The sequence below is a fragment of the Streptomyces sp. NPDC053513 genome (assembly GCF_044544765.1).
Classification (GTDB): Bacteria; Actinomycetota; Actinomycetes; order Streptomycetales; family Streptomycetaceae; genus Streptomyces; species Streptomyces litmocidini.
Map to the genome: position 1 here is coordinate 116,695 of NZ_JBITXP010000016.1, position 21,456 is coordinate 138,150.

Annotated in this window: 20 protein-coding genes; 2 read left to right on the forward strand and 18 right to left on the reverse strand. The window is 72.2% G+C overall.

What is annotated here, in order from left to right; all coding sequences use genetic code 11:
* Positions 1–18 precede the first annotated feature (18 nt).
* The 13 genes from ACIGW4_RS25715 to ACIGW4_RS25775 all read right to left on the reverse strand — a co-directional run bounded on the left by ACIGW4_RS25715 (position 19) and on the right by ACIGW4_RS25775 (position 12,685).
* The gene (locus ACIGW4_RS25715) at positions 19–1,131 is read right to left on the reverse strand and encodes an aminopeptidase P family protein (RefSeq protein ID WP_359590880.1); all 1,113 of its coding nucleotides are present in this window, start codon (positions 1,129–1,131) and stop codon (positions 19–21) included.
* A 61-nt stretch (positions 1,132–1,192) separates the two neighbouring features.
* A complete protein-coding gene (locus ACIGW4_RS25720) occupies positions 1,193–2,299 on the reverse strand; it encodes an AAA family ATPase (protein ID WP_398714124.1) in 1,107 nt (368 codons plus the stop codon).
* 141 nt (positions 2,300–2,440) lie between these two features.
* The gene (aroQ, locus tag ACIGW4_RS25725; protein WP_123450351.1) at positions 2,441–2,887 is read right to left on the reverse strand and encodes a type II 3-dehydroquinate dehydratase; all 447 of its coding nucleotides are present in this window, start codon (positions 2,885–2,887) and stop codon (positions 2,441–2,443) included.
* Positions 2,884–3,981 carry a 3-dehydroquinate synthase gene (gene aroB / locus ACIGW4_RS25730; RefSeq protein WP_399583029.1) on the reverse strand — a complete coding sequence of 366 codons (1,098 nt, stop codon included), beginning with the start codon at positions 3,979–3,981 and terminating at the stop codon, positions 2,884–2,886. Before aroB ends, aroQ begins: the two co-directional genes overlap by 4 nt.
* Entirely contained in the window at positions 3,978–4,496 is a 519-nt protein-coding gene (locus ACIGW4_RS25735) for a shikimate kinase (protein ID WP_123450354.1), read from the reverse strand. Before ACIGW4_RS25735 ends, aroB begins: the two co-directional genes overlap by 4 nt.
* On the reverse strand, positions 4,493–5,677 hold the full coding sequence (aroC, locus tag ACIGW4_RS25740) for a chorismate synthase (RefSeq protein WP_123450356.1): 1,185 nt from the start codon (positions 5,675–5,677) through the stop codon (positions 4,493–4,495). Before aroC ends, ACIGW4_RS25735 begins: the two co-directional genes overlap by 4 nt.
* 113 nt (positions 5,678–5,790) lie before the next feature.
* The gene (locus tag ACIGW4_RS25745) at positions 5,791–6,045 is read right to left on the reverse strand and encodes a hypothetical protein (RefSeq protein WP_399583031.1); all 255 of its coding nucleotides are present in this window, start codon (positions 6,043–6,045) and stop codon (positions 5,791–5,793) included.
* A gap of 38 nt (positions 6,046–6,083) precedes the next feature.
* The gene (locus ACIGW4_RS25750; protein ID WP_123450361.1) at positions 6,084–6,926 is read right to left on the reverse strand and encodes a shikimate dehydrogenase; all 843 of its coding nucleotides are present in this window, start codon (positions 6,924–6,926) and stop codon (positions 6,084–6,086) included.
* Positions 6,907–8,649: an endolytic transglycosylase MltG gene (gene mltG, locus ACIGW4_RS25755; RefSeq protein ID WP_359590876.1), complete on the reverse strand. Its 1,743-nt coding sequence runs from the start codon at positions 8,647–8,649 to the stop codon at positions 6,907–6,909. The genes ACIGW4_RS25750 and mltG overlap by 20 nt, the downstream gene beginning before the upstream one ends.
* 102 nt (positions 8,650–8,751) lie before the next feature.
* On the reverse strand, positions 8,752–9,216 hold the full coding sequence (gene ruvX, locus ACIGW4_RS25760) for a Holliday junction resolvase RuvX (RefSeq protein ID WP_030693079.1): 465 nt from the start codon (positions 9,214–9,216) through the stop codon (positions 8,752–8,754).
* A 2-nt stretch (positions 9,217–9,218) separates the two neighbouring features.
* Positions 9,219–11,888 carry an alanine--tRNA ligase gene (gene alaS / locus ACIGW4_RS25765; RefSeq protein ID WP_123450365.1) on the reverse strand — a complete coding sequence of 890 codons (2,670 nt, stop codon included), beginning with the start codon at positions 11,886–11,888 and terminating at the stop codon, positions 9,219–9,221.
* The gene (locus ACIGW4_RS25770; RefSeq protein ID WP_123450367.1) at positions 11,888–12,241 is read right to left on the reverse strand and encodes a DUF6167 family protein; all 354 of its coding nucleotides are present in this window, start codon (positions 12,239–12,241) and stop codon (positions 11,888–11,890) included. Before ACIGW4_RS25770 ends, alaS begins: the two co-directional genes overlap by 1 nt.
* A 6-nt stretch (positions 12,242–12,247) precedes the next feature.
* Positions 12,248–12,685, reverse strand: coding sequence for a DUF948 domain-containing protein (locus tag ACIGW4_RS25775; RefSeq protein ID WP_123450369.1), 438 nt, complete (start codon positions 12,683–12,685; stop codon positions 12,248–12,250).
* Positions 12,686–12,843: 158 nt separating this feature from the next.
* On the opposite strand from ACIGW4_RS25775, the gene ACIGW4_RS25780 reads away from it, so the two are divergent.
* The gene (locus ACIGW4_RS25780; protein WP_399583035.1) at positions 12,844–15,180 is read left to right on the forward strand and encodes an ATP-binding protein; all 2,337 of its coding nucleotides are present in this window, start codon (positions 12,844–12,846) and stop codon (positions 15,178–15,180) included.
* Positions 15,181–15,214: 34 nt separating this feature from the next.
* Here the strand turns inward: ACIGW4_RS25780 and rpsD are convergent, their stop codons facing one another.
* The 5 genes from rpsD to ACIGW4_RS25805 all read right to left on the reverse strand — a co-directional run bounded on the left by rpsD (position 15,215) and on the right by ACIGW4_RS25805 (position 20,342).
* Complete coding sequence (rpsD, locus tag ACIGW4_RS25785) at positions 15,215–15,829, reverse strand: 30S ribosomal protein S4 (RefSeq protein WP_123450373.1); 615 nt, start codon at positions 15,827–15,829, stop codon at positions 15,215–15,217.
* Positions 15,830–16,183: 354 nt separating this feature from the next.
* The gene (locus ACIGW4_RS25790; protein ID WP_123450375.1) at positions 16,184–17,539 is read right to left on the reverse strand and encodes a replication-associated recombination protein A; all 1,356 of its coding nucleotides are present in this window, start codon (positions 17,537–17,539) and stop codon (positions 16,184–16,186) included.
* Between the two features lie 43 nt (positions 17,540–17,582).
* Positions 17,583–18,209: a vitamin K epoxide reductase family protein gene (locus ACIGW4_RS25795; protein WP_359590874.1), complete on the reverse strand. Its 627-nt coding sequence runs from the start codon at positions 18,207–18,209 to the stop codon at positions 17,583–17,585.
* A 146-nt stretch (positions 18,210–18,355) separates the two neighbouring features.
* On the reverse strand, positions 18,356–19,618 hold the full coding sequence (gene hisS / locus ACIGW4_RS25800; protein ID WP_123450379.1) for a histidine--tRNA ligase: 1,263 nt from the start codon (positions 19,616–19,618) through the stop codon (positions 18,356–18,358).
* Positions 19,619–19,628: 10 nt separating this feature from the next.
* Positions 19,629–20,342 carry an MBL fold metallo-hydrolase gene (locus ACIGW4_RS25805; protein WP_123450380.1) on the reverse strand — a complete coding sequence of 238 codons (714 nt, stop codon included), beginning with the start codon at positions 20,340–20,342 and terminating at the stop codon, positions 19,629–19,631.
* Between the two features lie 162 nt (positions 20,343–20,504).
* On the opposite strand from ACIGW4_RS25805, the gene ACIGW4_RS25810 reads away from it, so the two are divergent.
* Positions 20,505–21,302, forward strand: a complete 798-nt coding sequence (locus tag ACIGW4_RS25810) for a peptidylprolyl isomerase (protein WP_399583039.1) — start codon at positions 20,505–20,507, stop codon at positions 21,300–21,302.
* Positions 21,303–21,456 lie beyond the last annotated feature (154 nt).

Below are 21,456 nucleotides of genomic sequence, written 5' to 3' on the forward strand. Positions count from 1 at the left end.
CGAGGAGGCGTACGCGCCTCACAGCGCGAGCAGCTCCTTGGTCGTGATGGTGAGTAGCTCGGGTCCGCCGTCCGCCTCCTGGCGTACGACGAGCGTGTCATCGATCCGGACTCCGCCCCGGCCCGGGAGGTGGACCCCCGGTTCGACGGTGACCGGCACACAAGCGTCCAGTTTACCCATGGCCGAGGGTGAGAGCTGCGGGTCCTCGTCGATTTCGAGCCCCACTCCGTGCCCGGTGAGGGGCACGGCGGCCTCCGTGTGCCCCGCGGCGTCCAGGATCTGGCGGGCCGCCCGGTCCACGTCCCGGTACTCGGCGCCGGGCGCGAGGGACTCCCGTCCGGCCCGCTGAGCGGCGAAGACGAGCTCGTACAGCTCGATCTGCCAGTCGGCGGGGGTGGTGCCGATGACGAAGGTGCGGCCGATCTCGCACCGGTAGCCGCGGTAGTCCGCGCCCAGGCAGACGGAGAGGAAATCACCCTCCTCGACCCGGCGGTCGGTGGGCCGGTGTCCGCGGCGCCCGGAGTGCGGCCCGGTCCCCACCGAGGTGGGGAAGGCGGCCCCGTCGGCACCGTGGTCGACGAGCCGTCGCTCCAGTTCCAGGGCGAGGTGGCGCTCGGTCCGCCCCACGAGGATCGACTCCAGGAGCTCGCCGAGGGCCTGGTCGGCGATCTCCGCCGCGATCCGCAGGCAGGCGATCTCGTCCTCGTCCTTGACGATCCTGAGCTGTTCGACGGCGCAGGAGAGGTCGGCGAGGCGCAGGGAGGGGGCGGCGGAGCCCATGGCCCGGTGCCGGGCGACCGTCAGGTGGTGTTCCTCGACCGCGAGCGCGTCGGCGCCGGCCCGGCGGGCGAGGTCGACGGCGGTGACCGCCGGATCGCCTCCTCCGGCGGGGAGCACCTGCTGCCGGAGGAGCTCGTCGAGCCGCCCGTCGGCCGGTTCGCCACCGGGCGCGGCGGGGCAGAGCAGGACGTCCGTCTCCGGCTCCGGCCCGACGAGCAGGACGGCGCCGGGCGGTGAACCACCCGCGAGATAGCGGACGTTGGCGGGGCGGGAGACCAGGGCCGCCGGGCTGCCCGCGGCGGCGCACCGGTCGCGCAGCCGTACACGGCGGTCCGCATACACCTCTGACATGCTTCCGAGCCTACGAGCAGCGGGCCGCGACGGCCTGTTCAGAACGACCGTCCGGGCGGGATCACCAGGTGGGCGGGCTGGCGATCGCTCGGGCCAGGACGTCGTCGAGGACGCGCGCGGTGGTCTCGACGTCGTACGTGGAGTTGTCGATGATCGGCAGGCCGGAGCCGTACCAGCCGGCCATCCGGCCGTGGATGGCGGCGACCTCCTCGTCCGAGAGGCGCCGGTTGCCGCTGCGCTCGGCGTTGCGCTCCAGGACGACCTCCAGGCCGGGCAGCAGGACGACGGGCAGCAGGCCGGGGCCGACGTGCCGCTTCCAGCCGCCGAGTCCGACGACGGGCCGGTCCGGGAAGACGGCGTCGTCGACGATGCAGGAGATGCCGTTGGCGAGGAAGTTGCGCGCGGCGAAGCCGCAGGTGCGGCGGGCCAGTCGGTACTGCGCCTCGGAGTGCTCGTTCCAGCCGGACTGCGGGTCGGCGAAGCCGGAGCAGACCCATTCGCGCACGTCGTCGAGGCTGATGTGCGCGGTGGGCACGCGGCGGCGCTGCGCCCAGTGCCGGGCGACGGTCGTCTTGCCCGCGCCCGCGGGGCCGATGAGCAGGACGGCGAGGGTGGCCGCGCCGGTCCCGGCGCCGTGCTCGGCGGGCGGCGCGAGGGGCGCGCTCACGGGCGGCAGCGGCACGTGTCCGGTCAGGTCCGCGCGCGGCGGGGCGGAGGAGGGGTGCTGCGGGCCGCCCGGATGCTGCGGTCCGGCGGAGGGGTGCTGCGGGCCGCCCGGATGCTGCGGCCCTGCGGCGGGATGCCGCGGAGCTCCCGGGTGCGGTGTGCCCGCCGGGTGGGGGGCCGCGGGGTGCTGGGGGGCCTGCGGATGCTGCGGTATGCCCCCGGGGCCGCCCCAGCCCGCTCCGGGCGCCGGGGGCGGCGGGCCGTGCGGGGGCCGGGGGGTGCCGGCCTGGACCGTCGGGTGCCCACCGAGCCGGGGCCCGGACGCCGGGCCCGGGTACGGGGCGCCCGGCGGGACCTGCGGAGGGACGGGCGGCTGCCCGCCGAGGTCCCCGCCGGCGGCGCCGGGCGCCGGTACGGAACCGGGCGCGGGTCCCGCTCCGCCGCCGGCCGTCCGGCCCGACCGCTCGGGCGGTGGCAGCGGGCCCCCCACTGCGTGCTGCATCCGGTGCCACTCCGTCTCGTACGCCTGTCGGATCCCCGGACCGATGTGTCCGTGGACGGCGGAACGTTACCGCCCCCGACCCCCACAGGGGGAACGGCCGGGGGCTCCCCCTGGTGCCCTGTCAGACCCTGCCGGGCCCTTTCAGTCGGCGATCTCCTCGGCGAGCGCCCGCAGCGCCAGCCGGTAGGAGCCGATCCCGAACCCGGCGACCGTGCCGGTCGCCACGGCCGCGACGACCGAGGTGTGCCGGAACTCCTCGCGGGCGTACGGGTTCGAGATGTGCACCTCGATCAGCGGGGCGGTCCGCTGGGCGGCGGCGTCCCGCATCCCGTACGAGTAGTGCGTGAAGGCCCCGGGGTTGATCACCACGGGGATCGAGCCGTCCGCGGCCTCGTGGAGCCAGCGGATCATCTCGCCCTCGTCGTTGGTCTCCCGCACCTCGACGTCGAAGCCGAGCTCCGCGCCGAGGCTCCGGCAGGACTCGACGAGCCCCTTGTAGGAGGTCGCGCCGTAGATGTCGGGCTCGCGGGAGCCGAGACGGCCCAGGTTGGGGCCGTTGAGCACCAGAACCGGACGCGCCTCGCTCACGCCGACACCTCGCCGTAGGCCGCGATCAGGACGGCCGGGTCGGGGCCCTCCAGGACGGTCGGCTTGCCGATCCCGTCGAGCACGATGAAGCGGAGCAGGTCGCCGCGGGACTTCTTGTCGACCCGCATCGTCTCCAGGAGCTTCGGCCACTGGTCGCCGCGGTAGGTGAGCGGCAGGCCGACGGACTCCAGGATCGTCCGGTGCCGGTCGGCGGTGGCGTCGTCGAGCCGCCCGGCGAGGCGGCCGAGCTCGGCGGCGAAGACCATGCCGACGGAGACGGCGGCGCCGTGGCGCCACTTGTACCGCTCGTTCTTCTCGATGGCGTGGGCGAGGGTGTGGCCGTAGTTGAGGATCTCCCGGCGGCCGGACTCCTTGAGGTCGCCGGAGACGACCTCGGCCTTGACCTTGATCGAGCGGACGAGCAGCTCGGCGGTGTGCGGGCCGGCCGAGGTGCGGGCGGCCTGCGGGTCCTCCTCGATGAGGTCGAGGATCACCGGGTCGACGATGAAGCCGGCCTTGATGATCTCCGCGAGCCCGCTGACGTAGTCGTGCACCGGCAGCGAGTCCAGCGCCGCGAGGTCGCACAGGACCCCGGCGGGCGGGTGGAAGGCGCCCACCAGGTTCTTGCCCTCGGCGGTGTTGATGCCCGTCTTGCCGCCGACGGCCGCGTCGACCATGGCGAGGACGGTGGTGGGCACGGCGATCCACCGCACGCCGCGCAGCCAGGTGGCGGCCACGAACCCGGCGAGGTCCGTGGTGGCCCCGCCGCCGACGCCGACGACGACGTCGCTGCGGGTGAAGCCGGTCTGGCCCAGCGCCTTCCAGCAGTAGGCGGCGACCTCGGCGGTCTTCGCCTCCTCGGCGTTCGGCACCTGGATGGCGACGGCCTCGTAGCCCTGCTCGGCGAGGTCGGCGCGGAGCGCCTCGCCGGTGTCGGCGAGCGCCTCCGGGTGGATCACGGCGACCCGCTTGGCCTGGGTGCCGATCAGGCCGGGGAGCTCGCCGAGGAGCTGCCGTCCGACCAGTACCTCGTACGGGTCGGTGCCCGCGGAACCGCCGACCTGGATGCGGGTCACCTGGTCCTGGTCCGTCATACGTCCTTCAACTCCAGTGCGTCGAGGACCGCCTGGGCGACCTCTTCGGGGGTGCGGTCGTCCGTGGCGACGACGACCCGTGCGACTTCGGTGTACAGATGGCGGCGCGCCTCCATCAGCTCGCGCCACTGGCGGCGCGGGTTGACGGCGAGGAGCGGCCGGGCGGTGTTGAGTCCGACCCGCCGTACGGCCTCCTCGACGTCCATGGAGAGGTACGCGACGGGCAGCCCGGCGAGCAGGGCGCGGGTCCCGGCGTCCAGGATCGCGCCGCCGCCGAGGGCGAGGACGCCCTCGTGCTCGGCGACGGCCGTGGCGACGGCGACCCGTTCCAGGGCGCGGAAGTGCTCCTCGCCGTCCTCGACGAAGATGTCGGAGATCTCGCGTCCTTCGGCGGCGACGATGTCGGCGTCGGTGTCCCGGTAGGGCGCGCCGAGCCGTTCGGCCAGGAGCGCGCCCACCGTGGACTTGCCGGAGCCCATGGGCCCGACGAGGACGACCAGGGGTCCGGCGGTCACCGGATGTTGAGGTTGTCGAGGTACGACCGCACGTTGCGGCGGGTCTCGGGGACGCTGTCGCCGCCGAACTTCTCGACGACCGCGTCCGCCAGGACCAGCGCGACCATCGCCTCGGCCACGATGCCGGCGGCCGGGACGGCGCACACGTCGGAGCGCTGGTGGTGGGCGGCCGCGGCCTCGCCGGTGGCGACGTCGATCGTGGCCAGGGCGCGCGGGACGGTCGCGATCGGCTTCATCGCGGCGCGGACGCGCAGCAGCTCGCCGGTGGTCAGACCGCCCTCGGTGCCGCCGGAGCGGCCGGAGGTCCGCCTGATGCCGTCCTCGGTGCGGACGATCTCGTCGTGCGCCTTCGAACCGGGCACCCGGGCGAGGTCGAACCCGTCGCCGACCTCGACGCCCTTGATCGCCTGGATGCCCATGAGGGCGGCGGCGAGCCGGGCGTCGAGCCGCCGGTCCCAGTGCACGTGCGAACCGAGCCCGACCGGCACCCCGTACGCCAGCACCTCCACCACGCCACCGAGCGTGTCGCCGTCCTTGTGGGCCTGGTCGATCTCCGCGACCATCGCCTTCGACGCGTCGGCGTCGAGGCAGCGGACCGGGTCGGCGTCGAGCTTCTCGACGTCGGCGGGGGTCGGGTAGACGCCGTACGGCGCCTTGGCGGCGGCCAGCTCCACCACGTGCGAGACGATCTCGATGCCGGCGGCCTCCTTGAGGAAGGACCGGGCGACGGCGCCGAGGGCGACACGGGCGGCGGTCTCCCGGGCGCTGGCGCGCTCCAGGATCGGCCGGGCCTCGTCGAAGCCGTACTTCTGCATGCCGGCGAGGTCGGCGTGGCCGGGCCGGGGCCGGGTCAGGGGCGCGTTGCGGCCCGTCTCCTTCAGCTCCGAGGGGTCGACCGGGTCGGCCGACATGACCTTCTCCCACTTGGGCCACTCGGTGTTGCCGACCATGACGGCGATCGGGGAGCCGAGGGAGAGTCCGTGCCGGACGCCACCGAGGAAGGTGACCTCGTCCTGCTCGAACTTCATGCGGGCGCCACGTCCATAGCCGAGGCGTCGCCGCGCGAGGTGGTCCGCCACCAGCTCAGTGGTGACCGGGACACCGGCGGGAAGACCCTCCAGCGTCGCGACCAGCGCGGGTCCGTGGGATTCCCCAGCGGTCAGCCAACGCAACCTGCTCAACGATGCTCCTCATGCTCGCGCCTGGCACTGCGACGGCACGACCGGGTGCGCGGCCCTGGCCCGCCACCCCCGATCCTCCCACGTCCGGGGGGTGAACCCGCCCTCCGGTCCAGCTATCGGACGTCGGCCTCGATCTCCCGGTCGGCCTCGCCGCTCCCGCGATCGGCCTCGCTCCCCTCCAGGGGCGCGCCGAATCGCTCGCGCAGCCAGCCGAGGCCCTGGTGGACGACCAGGGTGCAGCCCAGCGCGAGCAGCGGATACCTCACCCATCCGGGCAGGTCGTGGTGGAACACCGCGAAGACCAGTCGCGCGATGTCCCACGCCGCGCTCCACCGCGACGCCAGTACGAATTCCCCGCCCGTGTCCACTGCCGCTCCCCCGTGATCCGCTCGGTACGGAGGGGAGCCTACCGAGCCGCCAGCGCCTGCTCCCCCGCCGCCCGCATGGCCGCGAGCGGGGCCTTCGGGACGCCCGTCATCTGCTCGACCTGAAGGACGGCCTGGTGGACCAGGAGGTCGAGGCCGCCGACGACCTTGCCGCCACGCTCGGACCAGGCCGCGGCGAGCGCCGTCGGCCAGGGGTCGTACAGGACGTCGAAGAGGGTGCCGACGCCGTCGGGGACGGCGGTCGCCAGGGCGTTCGTGGTGCCCGCGGGGGTGGTCGCGACGACCAGCGGCGCGTCGAAGGCCTCCGCCGCCCGCTCCCAGTCGGCGGTGCGGACGTCCACGCCGAGGCGCTCGCCCCAGCCGCGCATCTCCTCGGCGCGCGCCTCGCTCCGTACGTACGCGGTGACGGGCCCCGCGCAGATCCGGGCGAGGGCGGCGAGCGCGGAGGAGGCGGTGGCGCCGGCGCCGAGGACGGACGCCGACTCCACCTTCTCGACGCCCCGCTCGCCGAGCGCGGCGATCATGCCGGGGATGTCGGTGTTGTCGCCGACCCGGCGTCCGTCCTCGCGGAGGACGACGGTGTTGACGGCCTCCACGGAGGCGGCCGTGTCGCTGATCTCGTCGAGCAGGGGGATGATCGCCCGCTTGAGCGGCATGGTCAGCGAGAGCCCGGCCCAGGTCTCGTCCAGCTCCGTCACGAATCCGGGCAGCGCCGCCTCGTCGACCTCGAAGCGGTCGTACGACCAGTCGTCGAGCCCGAGCGCGGCGTACGCGGCGCGGTGCAGGACCGGGGAGAGGGAGTGGGCGATGGGCGAACCGAGGACGGCGGCGCGGCGGTGCGTCTCACTGACCCGTGTTGGCATTGAACTTTTCCTTCAACCTGTTGTGCTCGGCCAGGGTCTTCGCGAACTCGGTCTTGTTCATGCCGTCGGTCGCGACGAAGTAGAGCCAGCCGTCGTTCGTCGGGTTGAGCATGGCGGCGAGCGCCTCGTTGCCCGGGTTTCCGATCGGTCCCGGCGGCAGACCCTTGTGCTTGTACGTGTTGTACGGGTCCGTGTTGGTGTTCGCCTCTTGCTCGGAGATCTTGATCTCGCTCTGACCCTTCAGGTAGTTGAGGGTCGAGTCGAACTGCAGCAGCTGGACGGTCTCCATGTTGCCCGGCTTCAGGCGGTTGTAGACGACCTCCGCCATCTTGCGGAAGTCCTCGTGGGTCTTGCCCTCCGCCTGGACCAGGCTCGCGACCGTGAGGAGCTCCCACGGACCCTTGACGCCGAGCCCCTTCGCCTTCGCGTCCAGGTCCAGCTTGGTGTACTCCTGGTTCGCGCGGGACACCATCTTGCGCAGCGCGTCCTCGGGCTTGCTGCCCTTGGCGACCGGGTAGCTCGCGGGGAAGAGGAATCCTTCCAGCGGGTCCTTGAGTTCCTCGTGGTTCTTCGCCCAGTCGGGCAGCCCGAGGGAGTCCGCCTTCGCGAACGCGATTTCCTTGGTGGTGCCCGGCTTGAGGTCGAGGCGCTCGTCGAGCTTCTCGTAGACCCAGGCGTTCCGCTTGCCCTCGGGGATGATCAGGTTGGCCTGGCTGGCCGGGTTCAGCATCAGCGTCACCGCACTGTCCGCCGACATCCCCTTCTTCAGCGTGTAGGCGCCCGCCTGGATCGAGAGGCCCCGGGGGTTCTTCTGCTGCGCCGAGACGAAGGCGTCGACGCTCTTGACGACACCGGCCTTCTTGAGGATGTTGCCGATCTCGTAGCCGCCCGCGGACTTCGGGATCTCGACCTGGACCTCGCCGCTGCCGCTGCCCGTGTAGTCGGGCGCCGCGCCGAACTCTCCCTGCCAGAACTGGTAGCCGAAGTAGCCGATGCCGCCGACGCCGCCGACCAGGACGAGGGCGACGACCAGGCAGGCCACACCGTTCTTGCCTTTGCGTTTCTTCGCTTTGCTCCGGCGCTCGCGGTCGTCCTCGCGGGAGCCGCGGCCTCGCCCGCGGCCCGGCTCCTCGTCGTAGCCGTCGTCGTCCGCGTCGTCGCCACCGGTGAAGAAGGGGTGCTTCTCCTCCTCCGGCTCCGGCTGTGCCTCTTCTTCCGGCGCCCAGTCGACGACCGGCTCCGGCGGGTCCTGCCGGCGGCCGGGCGGCTGGGGCGGCGGGTAGGCCTCGGGCGTGCCGTAGAGGTCCGGGTTCTGACCGCCGTACGGATCGGCCGGCGGCGCGCCGTAGGCCATCGCCGCCTGGCCGCTCTCCCAGTTGCCGTCGTACTGCTGTCCGAGGTGCCCGGGCGTGTCGTAACCGCCGCCCGGGTACCCCGTCTCGTACTGCTGCTGGTACTGGGGATCGACGTACTGCTGCGGCTGCTGCTCGTACTGCGGCTGCTGGTACTGCTGCCCCTGCTGCTGGTACGGATCGCCCCCGTAGCCCTGCCCGGCGTGACCGCCCTGCCCGTACGGGTCCGCGTAGCCCTGGCCGTCGTGGCCGTACTGGCTCGCCTGCTGCGGGTGCGGGTACTGCTGCTGGCCCTCCCACCCCTGGTCCCCGTAGAGCGGGTCCCCGGGGTGCCACGGTTCGGAGCCAGGGCCCCGGCCATACTCAGTCATCGATCCCCAAAACAGCCGCGAGGCTTCCGGACGATCCGCCTCTACGTAGTGCGGCAGCTGTTCGAACACCGCCGCATCGCGCGGAACGTTACCGTATCGCGATCAGATGACCACTTCGACGCCCTCACCGGGCGGATTACCTGATACCCGTTCGGACTCAAGAGCGTTCTGAAGGATGATCACGGCGGCGGCCTGGTCGATGACGGACCGGCCCTTCTTCGCCTTCACGCCCGAGGCCCGCAGGCCCTGGGTCGCGGTGACGGTCGTCATCCGCTCGTCGACCAGCCGGACCGGCACCGGGGCGATGCCCTTCGCCATCTCCCGGGCGAAGGCGCGGACCTTGGTCGCGGCCGGGCCCTCCCGCCCGCTGAGCGAGCGGGGCAGGCCCACGACGACCTCGATCGGCTCGTACTCCTCGACGATCTGGCGGAGCCGCCGGTGGGCGGCCGGGACGTCGCGTCCCGGCACGGTCTCCACCGGCGTCGCGAGGACCCCGTCGGGGTCGCACGAGGCGACCCCGATCCGGGCGTCCCCGACGTCGACCGCGAGTCGGCGGCCGCGGCGCATCGTCACGCCGTCTCCACCACGAGGCGCTCGACGGCGGCGATGGCCTCGCCGACGGCCTCCGGGTTCTGACCGCCGCCCTGGGCGACGTCCGGCTTGCCGCCGCCACCGCCGCCGAGGGTCTTGGCGGCCGTGCGGACCAGCTCACCGGCCTTGAGGCCGCGCTCGCGGGCGGCCTCGTTGGTGGCGATGACCGTCAGCGGCTTGCCGTTGACCGTGGTGAACAGGGCCACGACGGCCGGGCGGCCGCCGGAGATCCGGCCACGGACGTCGAGGACCAGCTTGCGCAGGTCGTCGGCGGTGGTGCCGTCCGGGACCTGGCCGGTGACGAGGGCGACGCCGCGGATGTCCCGGGCGGAGTCGACGAGACCGGCGGCGGCCTGGAGGACCTTCTCCGCGCGGAACTTCTCGATCTCCTTCTCGGCGTCCTTCAGCTTGCCGAGCATGGTGGAGATCTTCTCCGGCAGCTCCTCCGGGCGGCCCTTGACGAGCTCCTGGAGCTGGGCGACGACCGTGTGCTCCTTGGCGAGGAAGTTGTACGCGTCGACGCCGACGAGGGCCTCGATGCGGCGCACGCCGGAGCCGATGGACGACTCGCCGAGCAGCTTCACCAGGCCCAGCTGGGCGGTGTTGCCGACGTGCGTGCCGCCGCACAGCTCCTTGGAGAAGTCGCCGATGGTGACGACGCGCACCTGCTCGCCGTACTTCTCGCCGAACTCGGCGATGGCGCCCTGGCGCTTTGCCTCGTTGATCGGCATGACCTCGGCGTGGACCTCGAGCTCGCGCGCGAGGACCTCGTTGATCTTCTGCTCGACGTCGGTGAGGACCGCGCCGGGGACGGCGTTCGGCGAGCCGAAGTCGAAGCGGAAGCGGCCGGGCTGGTTCTCGGAACCGGCCTGGGCGGCCGTCGGGCCGAGCGCGTCGCGCAGGGCCTGGTGCGTCAGGTGCGTGGCGGAGTGGGCGCGGGCGATGGCCCGGCGGCGCTTGACGTCGATGGAGGCGTAGGCGGTGGCGCCCACGGTCACCTCGCCGACCTGCACGGAGCCCTTGTGGACCGAGACGCCCGGGACCGGCTGCTGGACGTCGCGGACCTCGATGACGGCGCCGCTGTGCAGCCTGATGCGGCCCTGGTCGGCGATCTGGCCGCCGCCCTCGGCGTAGAACGGGGTGCGGTCGAGGACGACCTCGACCTCGTCGCCCTCGGAGGCGGCCGGCGAGGGGACGCCGTTCACGAGCAGGCCGACGACCGTGGTCTCGCCCTCGGTGTTGGTGTAGCCGGTGAACTCGGTGGCGCCGTTGTTGTCGGCGATCTCCCGGTACGCGGTGACGTCGGCGTGGCCGGTCTTCTTGGCCTTGGCGTCGGCCTTGGCGCGGTCCCGCTGCTCCTTCATCAGGCGGCGGAAGCCGTCCTCGTCCACGGAGAGGCCCTGCTCGGCGGCCATCTCCAGGGTGAGGTCGATCGGGAAGCCCCAGGTGTCGTGGAGCAGGAAGGCCTTCTCGCCGGCGAGGACCGTGCCGCCGGCGGCCTTGGTCTCGGTGACGGCGGTGTCGAGGATGTTGGTGCCGCCCTTGAGGGCCTTGAGGAAGGCGGCCTCTTCGGCGAGGGCGACGGTCTCGATGCGCTTGCGGTCGGTGACCAGCTCCGGGTACTGCTCGCCCATGGTGTCGATCACGGTGGTGACGAGGTCCTGGACGACCGGGCCGGTGGCGCCGAGCAGGCGCATGTTGCGGACGGCGCGGCGCATGATGCGGCGCAGCACGTAGCCGCGGCCCTCGTTGCCGGGGGTGACGCCGTCGCCGATGAGCATCACGGAGGTGCGCATGTGGTCGGCGACCACGCGGAGCGAGACGTCGCTGTCGTGGGCCTTGCCGTAGTCGACGCCGGTGAGCTCGGTGGCCTTGTCGATGACGACCTTGAGGGTGTCCGTCTCGTACATGTTCTGGACGCCCTGGAGGATCATCGCCAGGCGCTCCAGGCCGAGGCCCGTGTCGATGTTCTTCGACGGCAGCTCGCCGAGGATCGGGAAGTCCTCCTTGCCGGAGCCCTCACCGCGCTCGTACTGCATGAAGACCAGGTTCCAGATCTCCACGTACCGCTCGTCGTTGACGGCCGGGCCGCCCTCGACGCCGAACTCGGGGCCGCGGTCGTAGTTGATCTCGGAGCACGGGCCGCAGGGGCCGGGGACGCCCATCGACCAGTAGTTGTCCTTCTTGCCGAGGCGCTGGATGCGCTCGGCCGGGACGCCGACGACGTCGCGCCAGATGCGCTCGGCCTCGTCGTCCTCCAGGTAGACGGTGATCCAGAGCTTCTCCGGCTCCAGCCCGTAGCCGCCGTGCTCCACCGGGGTGGTCAGCAGCTCCCAGGCGAGCTTGATGGCGCCTTCCTTGAAGTAGTCGCCGAAGGAGAAGTTGCCGCACATCTGGAAGAACGTGCCGTGCCGGGTGGTCTTGCCGACCTCCTCGATGTCCGGCGTGCGCACGCACTTCTGCACGCTGGAGGCGCGCGTGAAGGGCGGCTTGACCTCGCCCAGGAAGTAGGGCTTGAACGGCACCATGCCGGCGGGGACGAGCAGCAGAGTCGGGTCGTCCGCGATGAGCGACGCCGAAGGGACGACGGTGTGCCCGCGCTCCTCGAAGAAGCTCAGCCAGCGGCGGCGGATTTCAGCCGACTCCATCAGTGGTCCTCATTCCGGTTGTACGAACTCGTAGGCATCTTGGAAAACGAATAGGTGGTCGGGTGCGCGGCCGGGCCGAGCGCGGCCCTCCGGCGCGGCTCCGGGAGTTCCCGGCCCGGCTCGACGGGTGCGGTCAGGCCGAGGGCCTCGTCCAGCTCGGCCTCGCGCTGGAGCATGCCCGCCCTCACGTCGAGGGCGAAGTCCTTGAGCCGGTGCCCGGTCTCGACGGCCTTGTTCGCCGCCTGGGCGGCGAGGCTCTCGGGGGTCAGCTGCTTCAGCTTCCGGTTGACCTTGGCGGTGGCCCACACGCCGGCGGCTGCGCCGGCCGTGAACCAGAACGTGCGGCGGAACATCGCGGCTCAGCCCTTCTGCTTCCGGCGTCGCGAGGACGGCACGGTACGGCCGACGATCACAGTACGGCGGTCACCGGCCCGCGGCGCGTCCTGCGCGTCGCGGCCCCGGCCCAGCGCCTTGCGGACGCCGTAGCCGAAGGCGGCCACCTTGACGAGCGGGCCGCCGAAGGTGGAGGCGACGGTCGTGGAGAGCGCGGAGGCGTTGGAGGCGACCTCCTGGACGTCCGAGGCGATCGCGTCGACCCGGTCGAGCTGGGTCTGCGCCGAGCGCACGGTCGCGGACGCTTCGGCCAGCAGGGGGACGGCCTGTTCGGTCACGTCCGCCACCAGCCTGGTGGTCGCCCTGAGCGTCTGCGCCAGCCTCACCAGTGCCACGGAGAGGAAGGAGACGAGGATCGCCCAGAACACGGCCACCAGGATCCCGGCAACCTCTCCACCGGTCACTGTGCACCGCTCTCTGCTGTCGTTGGGCCTTGTGAGAACTCGTCCCCCGACCCTATCGCGCCCGGGCTGTCCTGCCGTACCGCATTACCGCCCGTGGGGCGGGAGTTACGGGATCCCGGTTGTACGGAGCGCGCGCGGGTGAGTACGCTCCGTGTCCCATGCGACGGAGCAATCTCCCGGCGGAGCTGAACCGGTTCGTCGGACGGACCGCCGAGCAGGCCGCACTGGCGGCGCTCCTCGAGACGTCCCGCCTGGTCACGGTCGTGGGTGTGGGCGGGGTCGGCAAGACGCGGCTGGCGCTGCGGGCTGCCGCGGGGGCGCAGAAACGCTACGGCGAGGGGGTCCGGCTCGCCGAGCTCGCACCGCTGCGCGACCCGGACCTGGTCGCGCACGCCCTGGTGGAGGCGCTCGGGCTGACCGACCACACGCCGAAGGCCCCGCGCGAGGTGCTGATCGAGCACCTCGCGGAGCGGCGGACGCTGCTGGTGGTGGACGGGTTCGAGCACCTGGTGGAGAGCTGCGCGCCGCTGCTGCGGGACCTCCTCGCCCACGCGCCCGGACTCACGGTGCTCGCGGCCGGCCGGCGGCCCCTGCGAGTGGCGGGCGAGGCGGTGTTCCCGCTGGCCCCGATGGACGAGGCGGACGCGATGGCGCTCCTCGCCGAGCGGGCGGCGGAGGCGGGCGCGCCGGTGGACGTGGACTTCTTCGGGACTGCGGGCGCGTCGGTGGCCGGTGATCCGCCCGGGGCCCCGGGCGCGTCGGGCTTCGCCGCGGCCGGAGCGCGGCCGGCGCCGGAGGCCGGGCCGCGGGCGGCATCCGGGAGCGGGCCGTGGGAGGTCTCCGGGAGCGGTTCGCGGGGGACTTCCGGGAGCGGGGCGGAGGGTGTGCGGGAGCTGTGCCGGCGGCTCGACGGGATCCCGCTCGCCCTCGAACTGGCGGCCGGTCGTCTCCCCCTCCTCTCGGTCGAGCAGATGCTGCACCGCCTCGACGACCGCTTCCGCCTCCTGACGGACGGCGGGCGCGGGGAGCTCCCCCGCCACCAGACGCTGCGCACCGCGATCGGCTGGAGCCACGAGCTGTGCACCCCGGAGGAGCGGCTGCTCTGGGCGCGGCTCTCCGTCTTCGCCGGTCCCTTCGACCTGGAGGCGGTGGAGTACGTGTGCGGGAGCCGGGAGCTGCCCCCGGAGCAGGTCCTGGAGCACCTCGGGGGCCTGCTCGCGCAGTCGCTGGTGTCACGGGAGGACACGCCCGCGGGCCCCGCCTACCGGCTCCTGGACACGGTCGCGGCGTACGGGGCGGAGTGGCTGGCGGCGCTCGGCGACACGGAGCGGATGCGGCGCCGGCACCGCGACTGGTACATGGGCCTGGCCACCTGGTGCGAGCTGGAGTGGTTCAGCCCCCGCCAGCCGGAGGTGGCGGCCCGCACGGCCGCGGCGCTGCCCAATCTGCGGGCGGCGCTCGACCTGTGCCTCGAACTCCCCGAGGACGCGCACCTCGCCCAGCACCTGGCGGGCACGCTCTGGTTCGCCTGGGTGGGCTGCGGGCGCCTGTCGGAGGGCCGGCACTGGCTGGAGCGGGCGCTCGCGCTGGAGTCGGGGCACGAGGAGGCCCGGCTCAAGGCGCTGTGGGTGCTCGGGTACGTGACGGTCCTGCAGGGGGACGGCACGGCGGCGGTGGCGGCGCTCCACGAGTGCGGGGAGCGGGCCCGCGCCTCGCGGAACGCGCTGGCGGAGGCGTACGCGACGCACCGGATGGGCTGTCTCGCGCTGCTCTCGGACGAGCTGCCGCGGGCCGAGGCGCTGATCGGGCGGGCGCTCGACTCCTACCGGGAGCTCGGCGAGCTGAACAGCAACGTGCTCATGGGGCAGGTCGAGGTGGCGATGGCGCGGGCCTTCCGGGGCGATCTGGAGGGAGCGGTCGCGATCTGCCGGGAGGTCCGGGAGGTCTGCGAGGAGCGCGGGGAGCTCTGGACCCGGGCCTACGCCCTGTACGTCCTGGCCTTCTCGGCATGGACCCGGGACGCGTACGAAGAGGCGCGGGAGCTGCTCACCGAGTGCGTCTCGATCAACCACACCTTCCGTGACCTGGTCGGTCTCGTGCTGGCGATCGAGCTGCTCGCGCTCGTGACGGTGAGCGAGGGCGATCCGGCGGAGGCCGCGGTCCTCCAGGGGGCGGCGGTGCCGGTGTGGGACACGGTGGGCATCCGCCTCTTCGGCTCGGAGGCCTTCGACGGGCCGAGGGCGCTGTGCGAGCAGCGGGCCGAGGAGGCGCTGGGCGCGGAGGCGTTCGGCGCCGCGGTCCGGGCGGGCCGGGGCCTCTCGCTCGACGAGGTCGTGGAGCGCGCGCTCGCCCGGCGTCGGGACCCGGCGGCCCCCGGTGGCCCGGCGGACGCGACGGCCCCGCGGCCGTTCCGTACGGCCAGGTCGGCGGCGGTCCCGGGAACGCGGAAGCCCGCCGGCTCCCCCACCGGAAAGGGCGGGGAAGCGGCGGGCTGAACACCGCGGGGGTGGTACTGCGCCCTTGCTGGAATCAGCGGGCGTAGTACTCGACGACCAGCTGCTCGTCGCAGATGACCGGGATCTCCTTGCGGTTCGGGTCGCGGTCGAGGCGGAAGGCCAGGGCCTTCAGGTTGACCTGCAGGTAGCGCGGGGTCTCGCCGTCGGCGGCGAAGCCACCCTCACGGGCCATCTCGAACAGCGGCTTGTTGCGGCTGCGCTCGCGGACCATGACGACGTCGTCCGGACGGACGCGGAAGGACGGCTTGTCGACCTTCTGGCCGTTGACCTGGATGTGGCCGTGGACGACCATCTGGCGGGCCTGGTAGATGGTGCGGGCGATGCCCGAACGCAGGACCAGGGCGTCGAGGCGACGCTCGAGCTCGACGACCAGCGCCTCGCCCGTCTTGCCCTCGGCCTTCTTGGCACGGTCGTAGGCGCGCGCCATCTGGCGCTCGCTGATGTCGTACTGGGCGCGCAGACGCTGCTTCTCGAGCAGACGGACCTTGTAGTCCGAGTTCTGCTTGCGGCCACGGCCGTGCTCGCCCGGCGGGTAGGGGCGGGCCTCGAAGTACTTGACGGCCTTCGGGGTCAGCGCGATGCCGAGGGCACGCGACTTCTTGACCTTGGGACGGGACTGGTTCGCCATGAACCAACCTCTCTATCTGAACGAATACGGCTTCACCAGGGTTAGGGGAGGTCGCATCCGCAGCCCGGGAAACCCGTTCGGTCCGTACGGGACGGACCTGCCGGGCAGCCGCTCCCAGGTCTGGGCACATACGTGCAGCACGCGAACGACCCATCGCCGCTCCCGGGAATCCGGGTGGTGATGGGTGGCACGCGACACCTTCGAAGGTGCGCGACGCTCCTGGAAACCCCGCCCGAGGGCCGGGTCTCCGGCTGACTGTCCCGTTCTGGTGGTGCCGACCGGAGCCGGACACGGGACGCAGCTATCCGGACCAGTGTACCGGCTCCGCAGGACGCGCTCGCACCGCCCGGGAGGCTAGCCCCCCTCTCCCCTCAGGCGTTCGCGCACGCGCTCGACCACGTCCGCGTATCTCGCCTCCGCGCCGTAGCGGGTGGGCTCGTAGTACCGGCGGCCGTGGATCGTGTCCGGCGCGTACTGCTGGGCCGCGATGCCGCCCGGCACGTCGTGCGGGTAGACGTAGCCCTGCGCGTGGCCGAGCTTGGCCGCGCCCTTGTAGTGGCCGTCGCGCAGGTGCGGCGGGACCGCGCCCGCCAGGCCGCCCCGCACGTCGGCGAGGGCGGCGCCGATCGCGGTCGTCGCGGCGTTCGACTTCGGGGCCAGTGCCAGGGCGATGGTGGCGTGGCTGAGGGTGAGGGCCGCCTCGGGGAAGCCGATCATGGCGACGGCCTGGGCGGCGGCGACGGCGATCGGCAGGGCGTTCGGGTCGGCGAGGCCGATGTCCTCGCTGGCGGAGATCATCAGCCGGCGGGCGATGAAGCGCGGGTCCTCCCCCGCCTCGATCATCCGCGCCAGGTAGTGCAGGGCCGCGTCCACGTCCGAGCCGCGGATCGACTTGATGAGCGCGCTCGCCACGTCGTAGTGCTGGTCGCCGTCCCGGTCGTACTTCACGGCCGCGCGGTCGACCGTCTCCTCCACGGTCTGGAGGGTGATCTCCCCCTCGCCCTTGGCGATGGCCGCGCCGGCGGCGGCCTCCAGGGCGGTCAGGGCGCGGCGGGCGTCCCCGCCCGCGACCCGGAGGAGGTGGGACTCGGCGTCCTCCGGCAGGGTCACGGCACCGCCGAGTCCGCGCTCGTCGGTGAGGGCCCGCGACATCAGGCCCTTGAGGTCCTCGTCGGTGAGCGGCTCCAGGGTGAGGAGCAGGGAGCGGGAGAGGAGCGGGGAGATCACGGAGAAGTACGGGTTCTCCGTGGTGGCGGCGATCAGCGTCACCCAGCGGTTCTCGACGGCCGGCAGGAGCGAGTCCTGCTGGGCCTTGGAGAAGCGGTGGATCTCGTCGAGGAAGAGGACGGTCTCCTTGCCGTAGCCGCCGACCGCGCGCCGGGCGCCGTCGATGACGGCCCGGACCTCCTTGACGCCGGCGGTGATCGCGGAGAGCTCCACGAAGCGCTTGTTCGTGGCCTTCGAGACGACGTACGCGAGGGTCGTCTTCCCGATCCCCGGCGGGCCCCAGAGGATCACCGAGGAGGCGCCGGCGGGGCCGCCGTCCCCGTCGCCGACGAGCCGGCGCAGCGGTGATCCGGGCTTGAGCAGATGCTGCTGGCCCACCACCTCGTCGAGGGTGCGGGGGCGCATCCGGACGGCCAGGGGGCTGCTGGACGGGTCCTTCTCCTGGCGGTCTTCGGCTGCTGCGGTAAAGAGGTCGGGCTCCACAGTGATGAAGCCTAAGTCAGGGCACTGACAGGCCCGCCCCGGCTCAGCTGGTCCAGAAGTCCCACCAGCGGGTCAGGATCAGCATTCCGATGATCCCGATGTGCAGGACGGGCAGGATCCAGGTGAACTCGTCGAAGAAGGTCCTCAGGCCGCCGGGGGCGGGGATGACGCCGAGACGCACGTTGTGCGAGGTCACGTACCAGAACATGACGATGGTGGCGACCCAGGCCAGGCAGCACCACAGGCAGAGCGAGTTGATCTCGTACAGCGACTGGTACATCAGCCAGGTGCAGAAGCCGACGCCGAAGAGCGTTCCGGCGTTGAGGCCGAGCCAGTACCAGCGGCGGTAGCGGGCTCCGGCGAGCAGGCCCACGCCGATCGCGATGACCATGGCGTAGGTGACGAGGCCGAGCATCGGGTTCGGGAAGCCGAAGACCGAGGCCTGCTCGCTCTTCATGATGTTGCCGCAGGAGACGATCGGGTTGAGGCTGCACCCCGGGGTGAAGTCGGGGTCCTCGAGAAGCTTGAACTTGTCGATGGTGATGACCCAGGCGGCGAGCAGTCCGGCCGCTCCGGTGATCACGAGGAGCCAGGAGAAGGCCCGGCTCGCCCCGATCGTGCCGCCGCCGTCCCGGCCGGACCCGATCTCGTCCACCGCTGCCTTCGCCATGTCACCTTTTCCCTCGCTCGACCGGCCTTGTGGGCACGGTCATTCTGCAACACTGACCTGTCGTCCGGCCGTTCGCGCGGGATAAGGACGCGGGACGGGGAAGGGCCCGGACCACGGGGGTGGTCCGGGCCCTTCCCCGTGTCCGATCAGGCCAGCTCGGCCCGTACGGCCTCGACGAGACCGTCCAGGGCGACGGCCCGCTGCTCGCCGGACTCCATGTTCTTGAGCTGCACGACGCCCTCGGCGAGGTCGCGCTCACCGGCGACGACGGCGAGGCGGGCGCCCGAGCGGTTGGCGTCCTTCATGGCTCCCTTGAGGCCCTTGCCGCCGAAGGAGAAGTCGGCGGCGATCCCGGCCCTGCGGAGCTCGGTGACCTTGCCGAAGAGGAGGCGGCGGGCCTCCTCGCCGATGGCGACGGCGAAGACGCTGGTGGCCGCGGGGATGTCGAGCTCGACGCCCTCCGCCTCCAGGGCGAGGACCGTGCGGTCCACGCCGAGCGCCCAGCCCACCGACGGCAGCGCGGGGCCGCCGATCATCTCGGAGAGGCCGTCGTAGCGGCCGCCGCCGCCGACCGCGGACTGCGAGCCGAGACCGTCGTGCACGAACTCGAAGGTGGTCCGGGTGTAGTAGTCCAGGCCGCGCACCAGCTTCGGGTCGTCCTCGAAGACGACGCCCGCCGCGGTGATCAGGGCGCGCACCTCCTCGTGGTACGCCTTGCACGCGTCGCACAGGTAGTCGCGCAGGAGCGGCGCGTCGACCAGCTGCTTCTGGACGTCGGCCCGCTTGTCGTCGAGGACGCGCAGCGGGTTGATCTCGGCGCGGCGCAGGGTCTCCTCGTCGAGGTCGAGACCGCGCAGGAAGGTCTGCAGGGCCTCGCGGTAGACGGGGCGGCACTCCTTGTCGCCGAGCGAGTTGAGCAGGATGCGGAAGTTCCGCAGGCCGAGGGTGCGGTACGCCTCGTCGGCCAGGATGATCAGCTCGGCGTCCAGCGCCGGGTCCTCCGCGCCGATGGCCTCGGCACCGACCTGGGAGAAGTGCCTGTAGCGGCCCTTCTGCGGGCGCTCGTAGCGGTAGTACGAGCCGGAGTACCAGAGCTTCACGGGGAGGTTGCCCTGCTTGTGCAGGTTCGCCTCCAGGGCGGCGCGCAGCACGGAGGCGGTGCCCTCGGGACGCAGGGCGAGCTTGTCGCCGCCCTTGGTCTCGAAGGCGTACATCTCCTTGGTCACGATGTCGGTGGACTCGCCGACACCGCGGGCGAACAGGTTGACGTCCTCGAAGCCGGGGGTCTCGACGTAGCCGTAGCCGGCCTTCCGCAGCGGCGCGGCGATCGCGTCACGGACCGCCAGGTACGTCGCGGAGAACGGCGGGATCAGGTCGTACGTGCCCTTGGGGGCCTTGAAGGTGCTCACGAAAATCTCGTCACATTCCTCGTCGGGGAGCGTCCGTGCTGCTCCCTTGGCGGCCGGCCGCCACTTCTCGCAGATAGGGGTTCGTGGCGCGTTCCTGGCCGATGGTCGTCTGGGGACCGTGTCCCGACAGGACCACGGTCGAGTTGTCGAGCGGCAGGCACACGCGGGCCAGCGACGCGAGCATCTCGTCCATGTCACCGCCGGGAAGGTCGGTGCGTCCGATGGAGCCGGCGAACAGCAGGTCCCCGGAGAAGAACACGGAGGGGATCTCCGTGGTCTCGGGCATCCGGAAGGTCACCGACCCCTTGGTATGACCGGGCGCGTGGGCGACGGAGAACTCCAGACCGGCGAGCTTCAGCTGAGCACCGTCGGTGAGCTCGCGCACGTCGTCGGGCTCTCCCACGGTCAGCTCGCCCATGAGGGGCATCCCGATGGAGCGGCCGAGGGCCTTCTCCGGGTCGCTCATCATGTAGCGGTCGGACGGGTGGATCCACGCGGGGACGTCATGGGCGCCGCACACCGGAACGACGGAGGCGACGTGGTCGATGTGTCCATGGGTGAGGACGACGGCGACGGGCTTGAGCCGATGCTTCTTCAGCGTCTCCTCGACACCCTGCGCGGCCTGGTGGCCGGGGTCGATGATCACGCACTCCTCGCCTGCGGCGGGGGCGACCAGATAGCAGTTGGTCCCCCAGGCCCCGGCGGGGAACCCGGCAATCAGCACGTTCGTCCTTAGGGTCGTCCGGCACGGAGGCGCGGAACTCGTGGAAACACGGAATGCGGCAGATCAGAGCCTACCGGCGGTGCCGCTTCCACAGCCAACCCGTATACGGTACGGGCACATCCGGCCAGGCCGGGAACAGACGAGCGACAAGGAGCGGACCCGGTGGTCACCAGCGATCAGCGGCGGCGGCAGCTTGCCAGGGAGAAGTACGCGCGGCAGCAGCAGCGGCGGGAGGAGAACCGGCGCAAGGCGAAGCGCCGCAACACCGTCATCGCGGCCGCCCTCGCGGTGGTGCTGGCGGCGGGCGGCGCCGTGTACGCCTCCGTGCAGCTGACGGACGACTCCGCGAAGGGCTCGGACAGCGCGGCGGGCGAGAACCCGACCGGCACCCCGACGCCCACGGAGAGCGAGTCGAAGAGCCCGGAGCCGAAGCTGTCCGTGGACACGAAGGCCACGTACGCGATGGCCCTGAAGACGAACGAGGGCGACATCACGATCACCATGGAGGCGGCGAAGACCCCGCACACGGTGAACTCGTTCAAGCACCTCGCCGACAAGAAGTACTTCGACGGGACCAAGTGCCACCGCCTCACGACCCAGGGCATCTACGTGCTCCAGTGCGGCGACCCCAAGGGCGACGGCACCGGCGGCCCCGGCTACACGATCCCCGACGAGAACCTGGGCGCCCTCGGCAAGGCGGGCGCGGACGGCACCGTGACCTTCCCGGCCGGGACGGTGGCGATGGCGAACACGATGCAGCCGAACACCGGCGGCAGCCAGTTCTTCCTCGTGTACAAGGACACCAAGCTGCCTCCCCAGTTCACCCCCTTCGGGAAGATCGACGCGGCCGGCCTCAAGGCGGTCCAGGACGTGGCGAAGGCGGGCGTCGAGGGCGGTGCGTCGGACGGTGCTCCGAAGAAGCCCGTCACCATCGAGAAGGCGACCGTCTCGAAGAAGTGAGCCCGCTCGTCCGCACGCGCGCGTGACCTCGTCGTGAGCACGCGCGCGTGACCGCCGAATCTCGGTCGCGCTGAGTGCGGACAGCCGGGCCGCCGTTCGCCTAGATTGGCGTTGTGCAGCGTGGGCCGTCGGCCGCGCTGCGGAAGGCGGGCGA

Bases quoted from the DNA above. Each gene is read 5' to 3' on its own strand.
- ACIGW4_RS25715 (WP_359590880.1), bottom strand. From the start codon at position 1,131: ATGTCAGAGGTGTATGCGGACCGCCGTGTACGGCTGCGCGACCGGTGC.
- ACIGW4_RS25720 (WP_398714124.1), bottom strand. From the start codon at position 2,299: ATGCAGCACGCAGTGGGGGGCCCGCTGCCACCGCCCGAGCGGTCGGGC.
- aroB (WP_399583029.1), bottom strand. From the start codon at position 3,981: ATGACGGACCAGGACCAGGTGACCCGCATCCAGGTCGGCGGTTCCGCG.
- ACIGW4_RS25750 (WP_123450361.1), bottom strand. From the start codon at position 6,926: ATGCCAACACGGGTCAGTGAGACGCACCGCCGCGCCGCCGTCCTCGGT.
- mltG (WP_359590876.1), bottom strand. From the start codon at position 8,649: ATGACTGAGTATGGCCGGGGCCCTGGCTCCGAACCGTGGCACCCCGGG.
- ruvX (WP_030693079.1), bottom strand. From the start codon at position 9,216: ATGCGCCGCGGCCGCCGACTCGCGGTCGACGTCGGGGACGCCCGGATC.
- alaS (WP_123450365.1), bottom strand. From the start codon at position 11,888: ATGGAGTCGGCTGAAATCCGCCGCCGCTGGCTGAGCTTCTTCGAGGAG.
- ACIGW4_RS25770 (WP_123450367.1), bottom strand. From the start codon at position 12,241: ATGTTCCGCCGCACGTTCTGGTTCACGGCCGGCGCAGCCGCCGGCGTG.
- ACIGW4_RS25780 (WP_399583035.1), top strand. From the start codon at position 12,844: ATGCGACGGAGCAATCTCCCGGCGGAGCTGAACCGGTTCGTCGGACGG.
- rpsD (WP_123450373.1), bottom strand. From the start codon at position 15,829: ATGGCGAACCAGTCCCGTCCCAAGGTCAAGAAGTCGCGTGCCCTCGGC.
- ACIGW4_RS25795 (WP_359590874.1), bottom strand. From the start codon at position 18,209: ATGGCGAAGGCAGCGGTGGACGAGATCGGGTCCGGCCGGGACGGCGGC.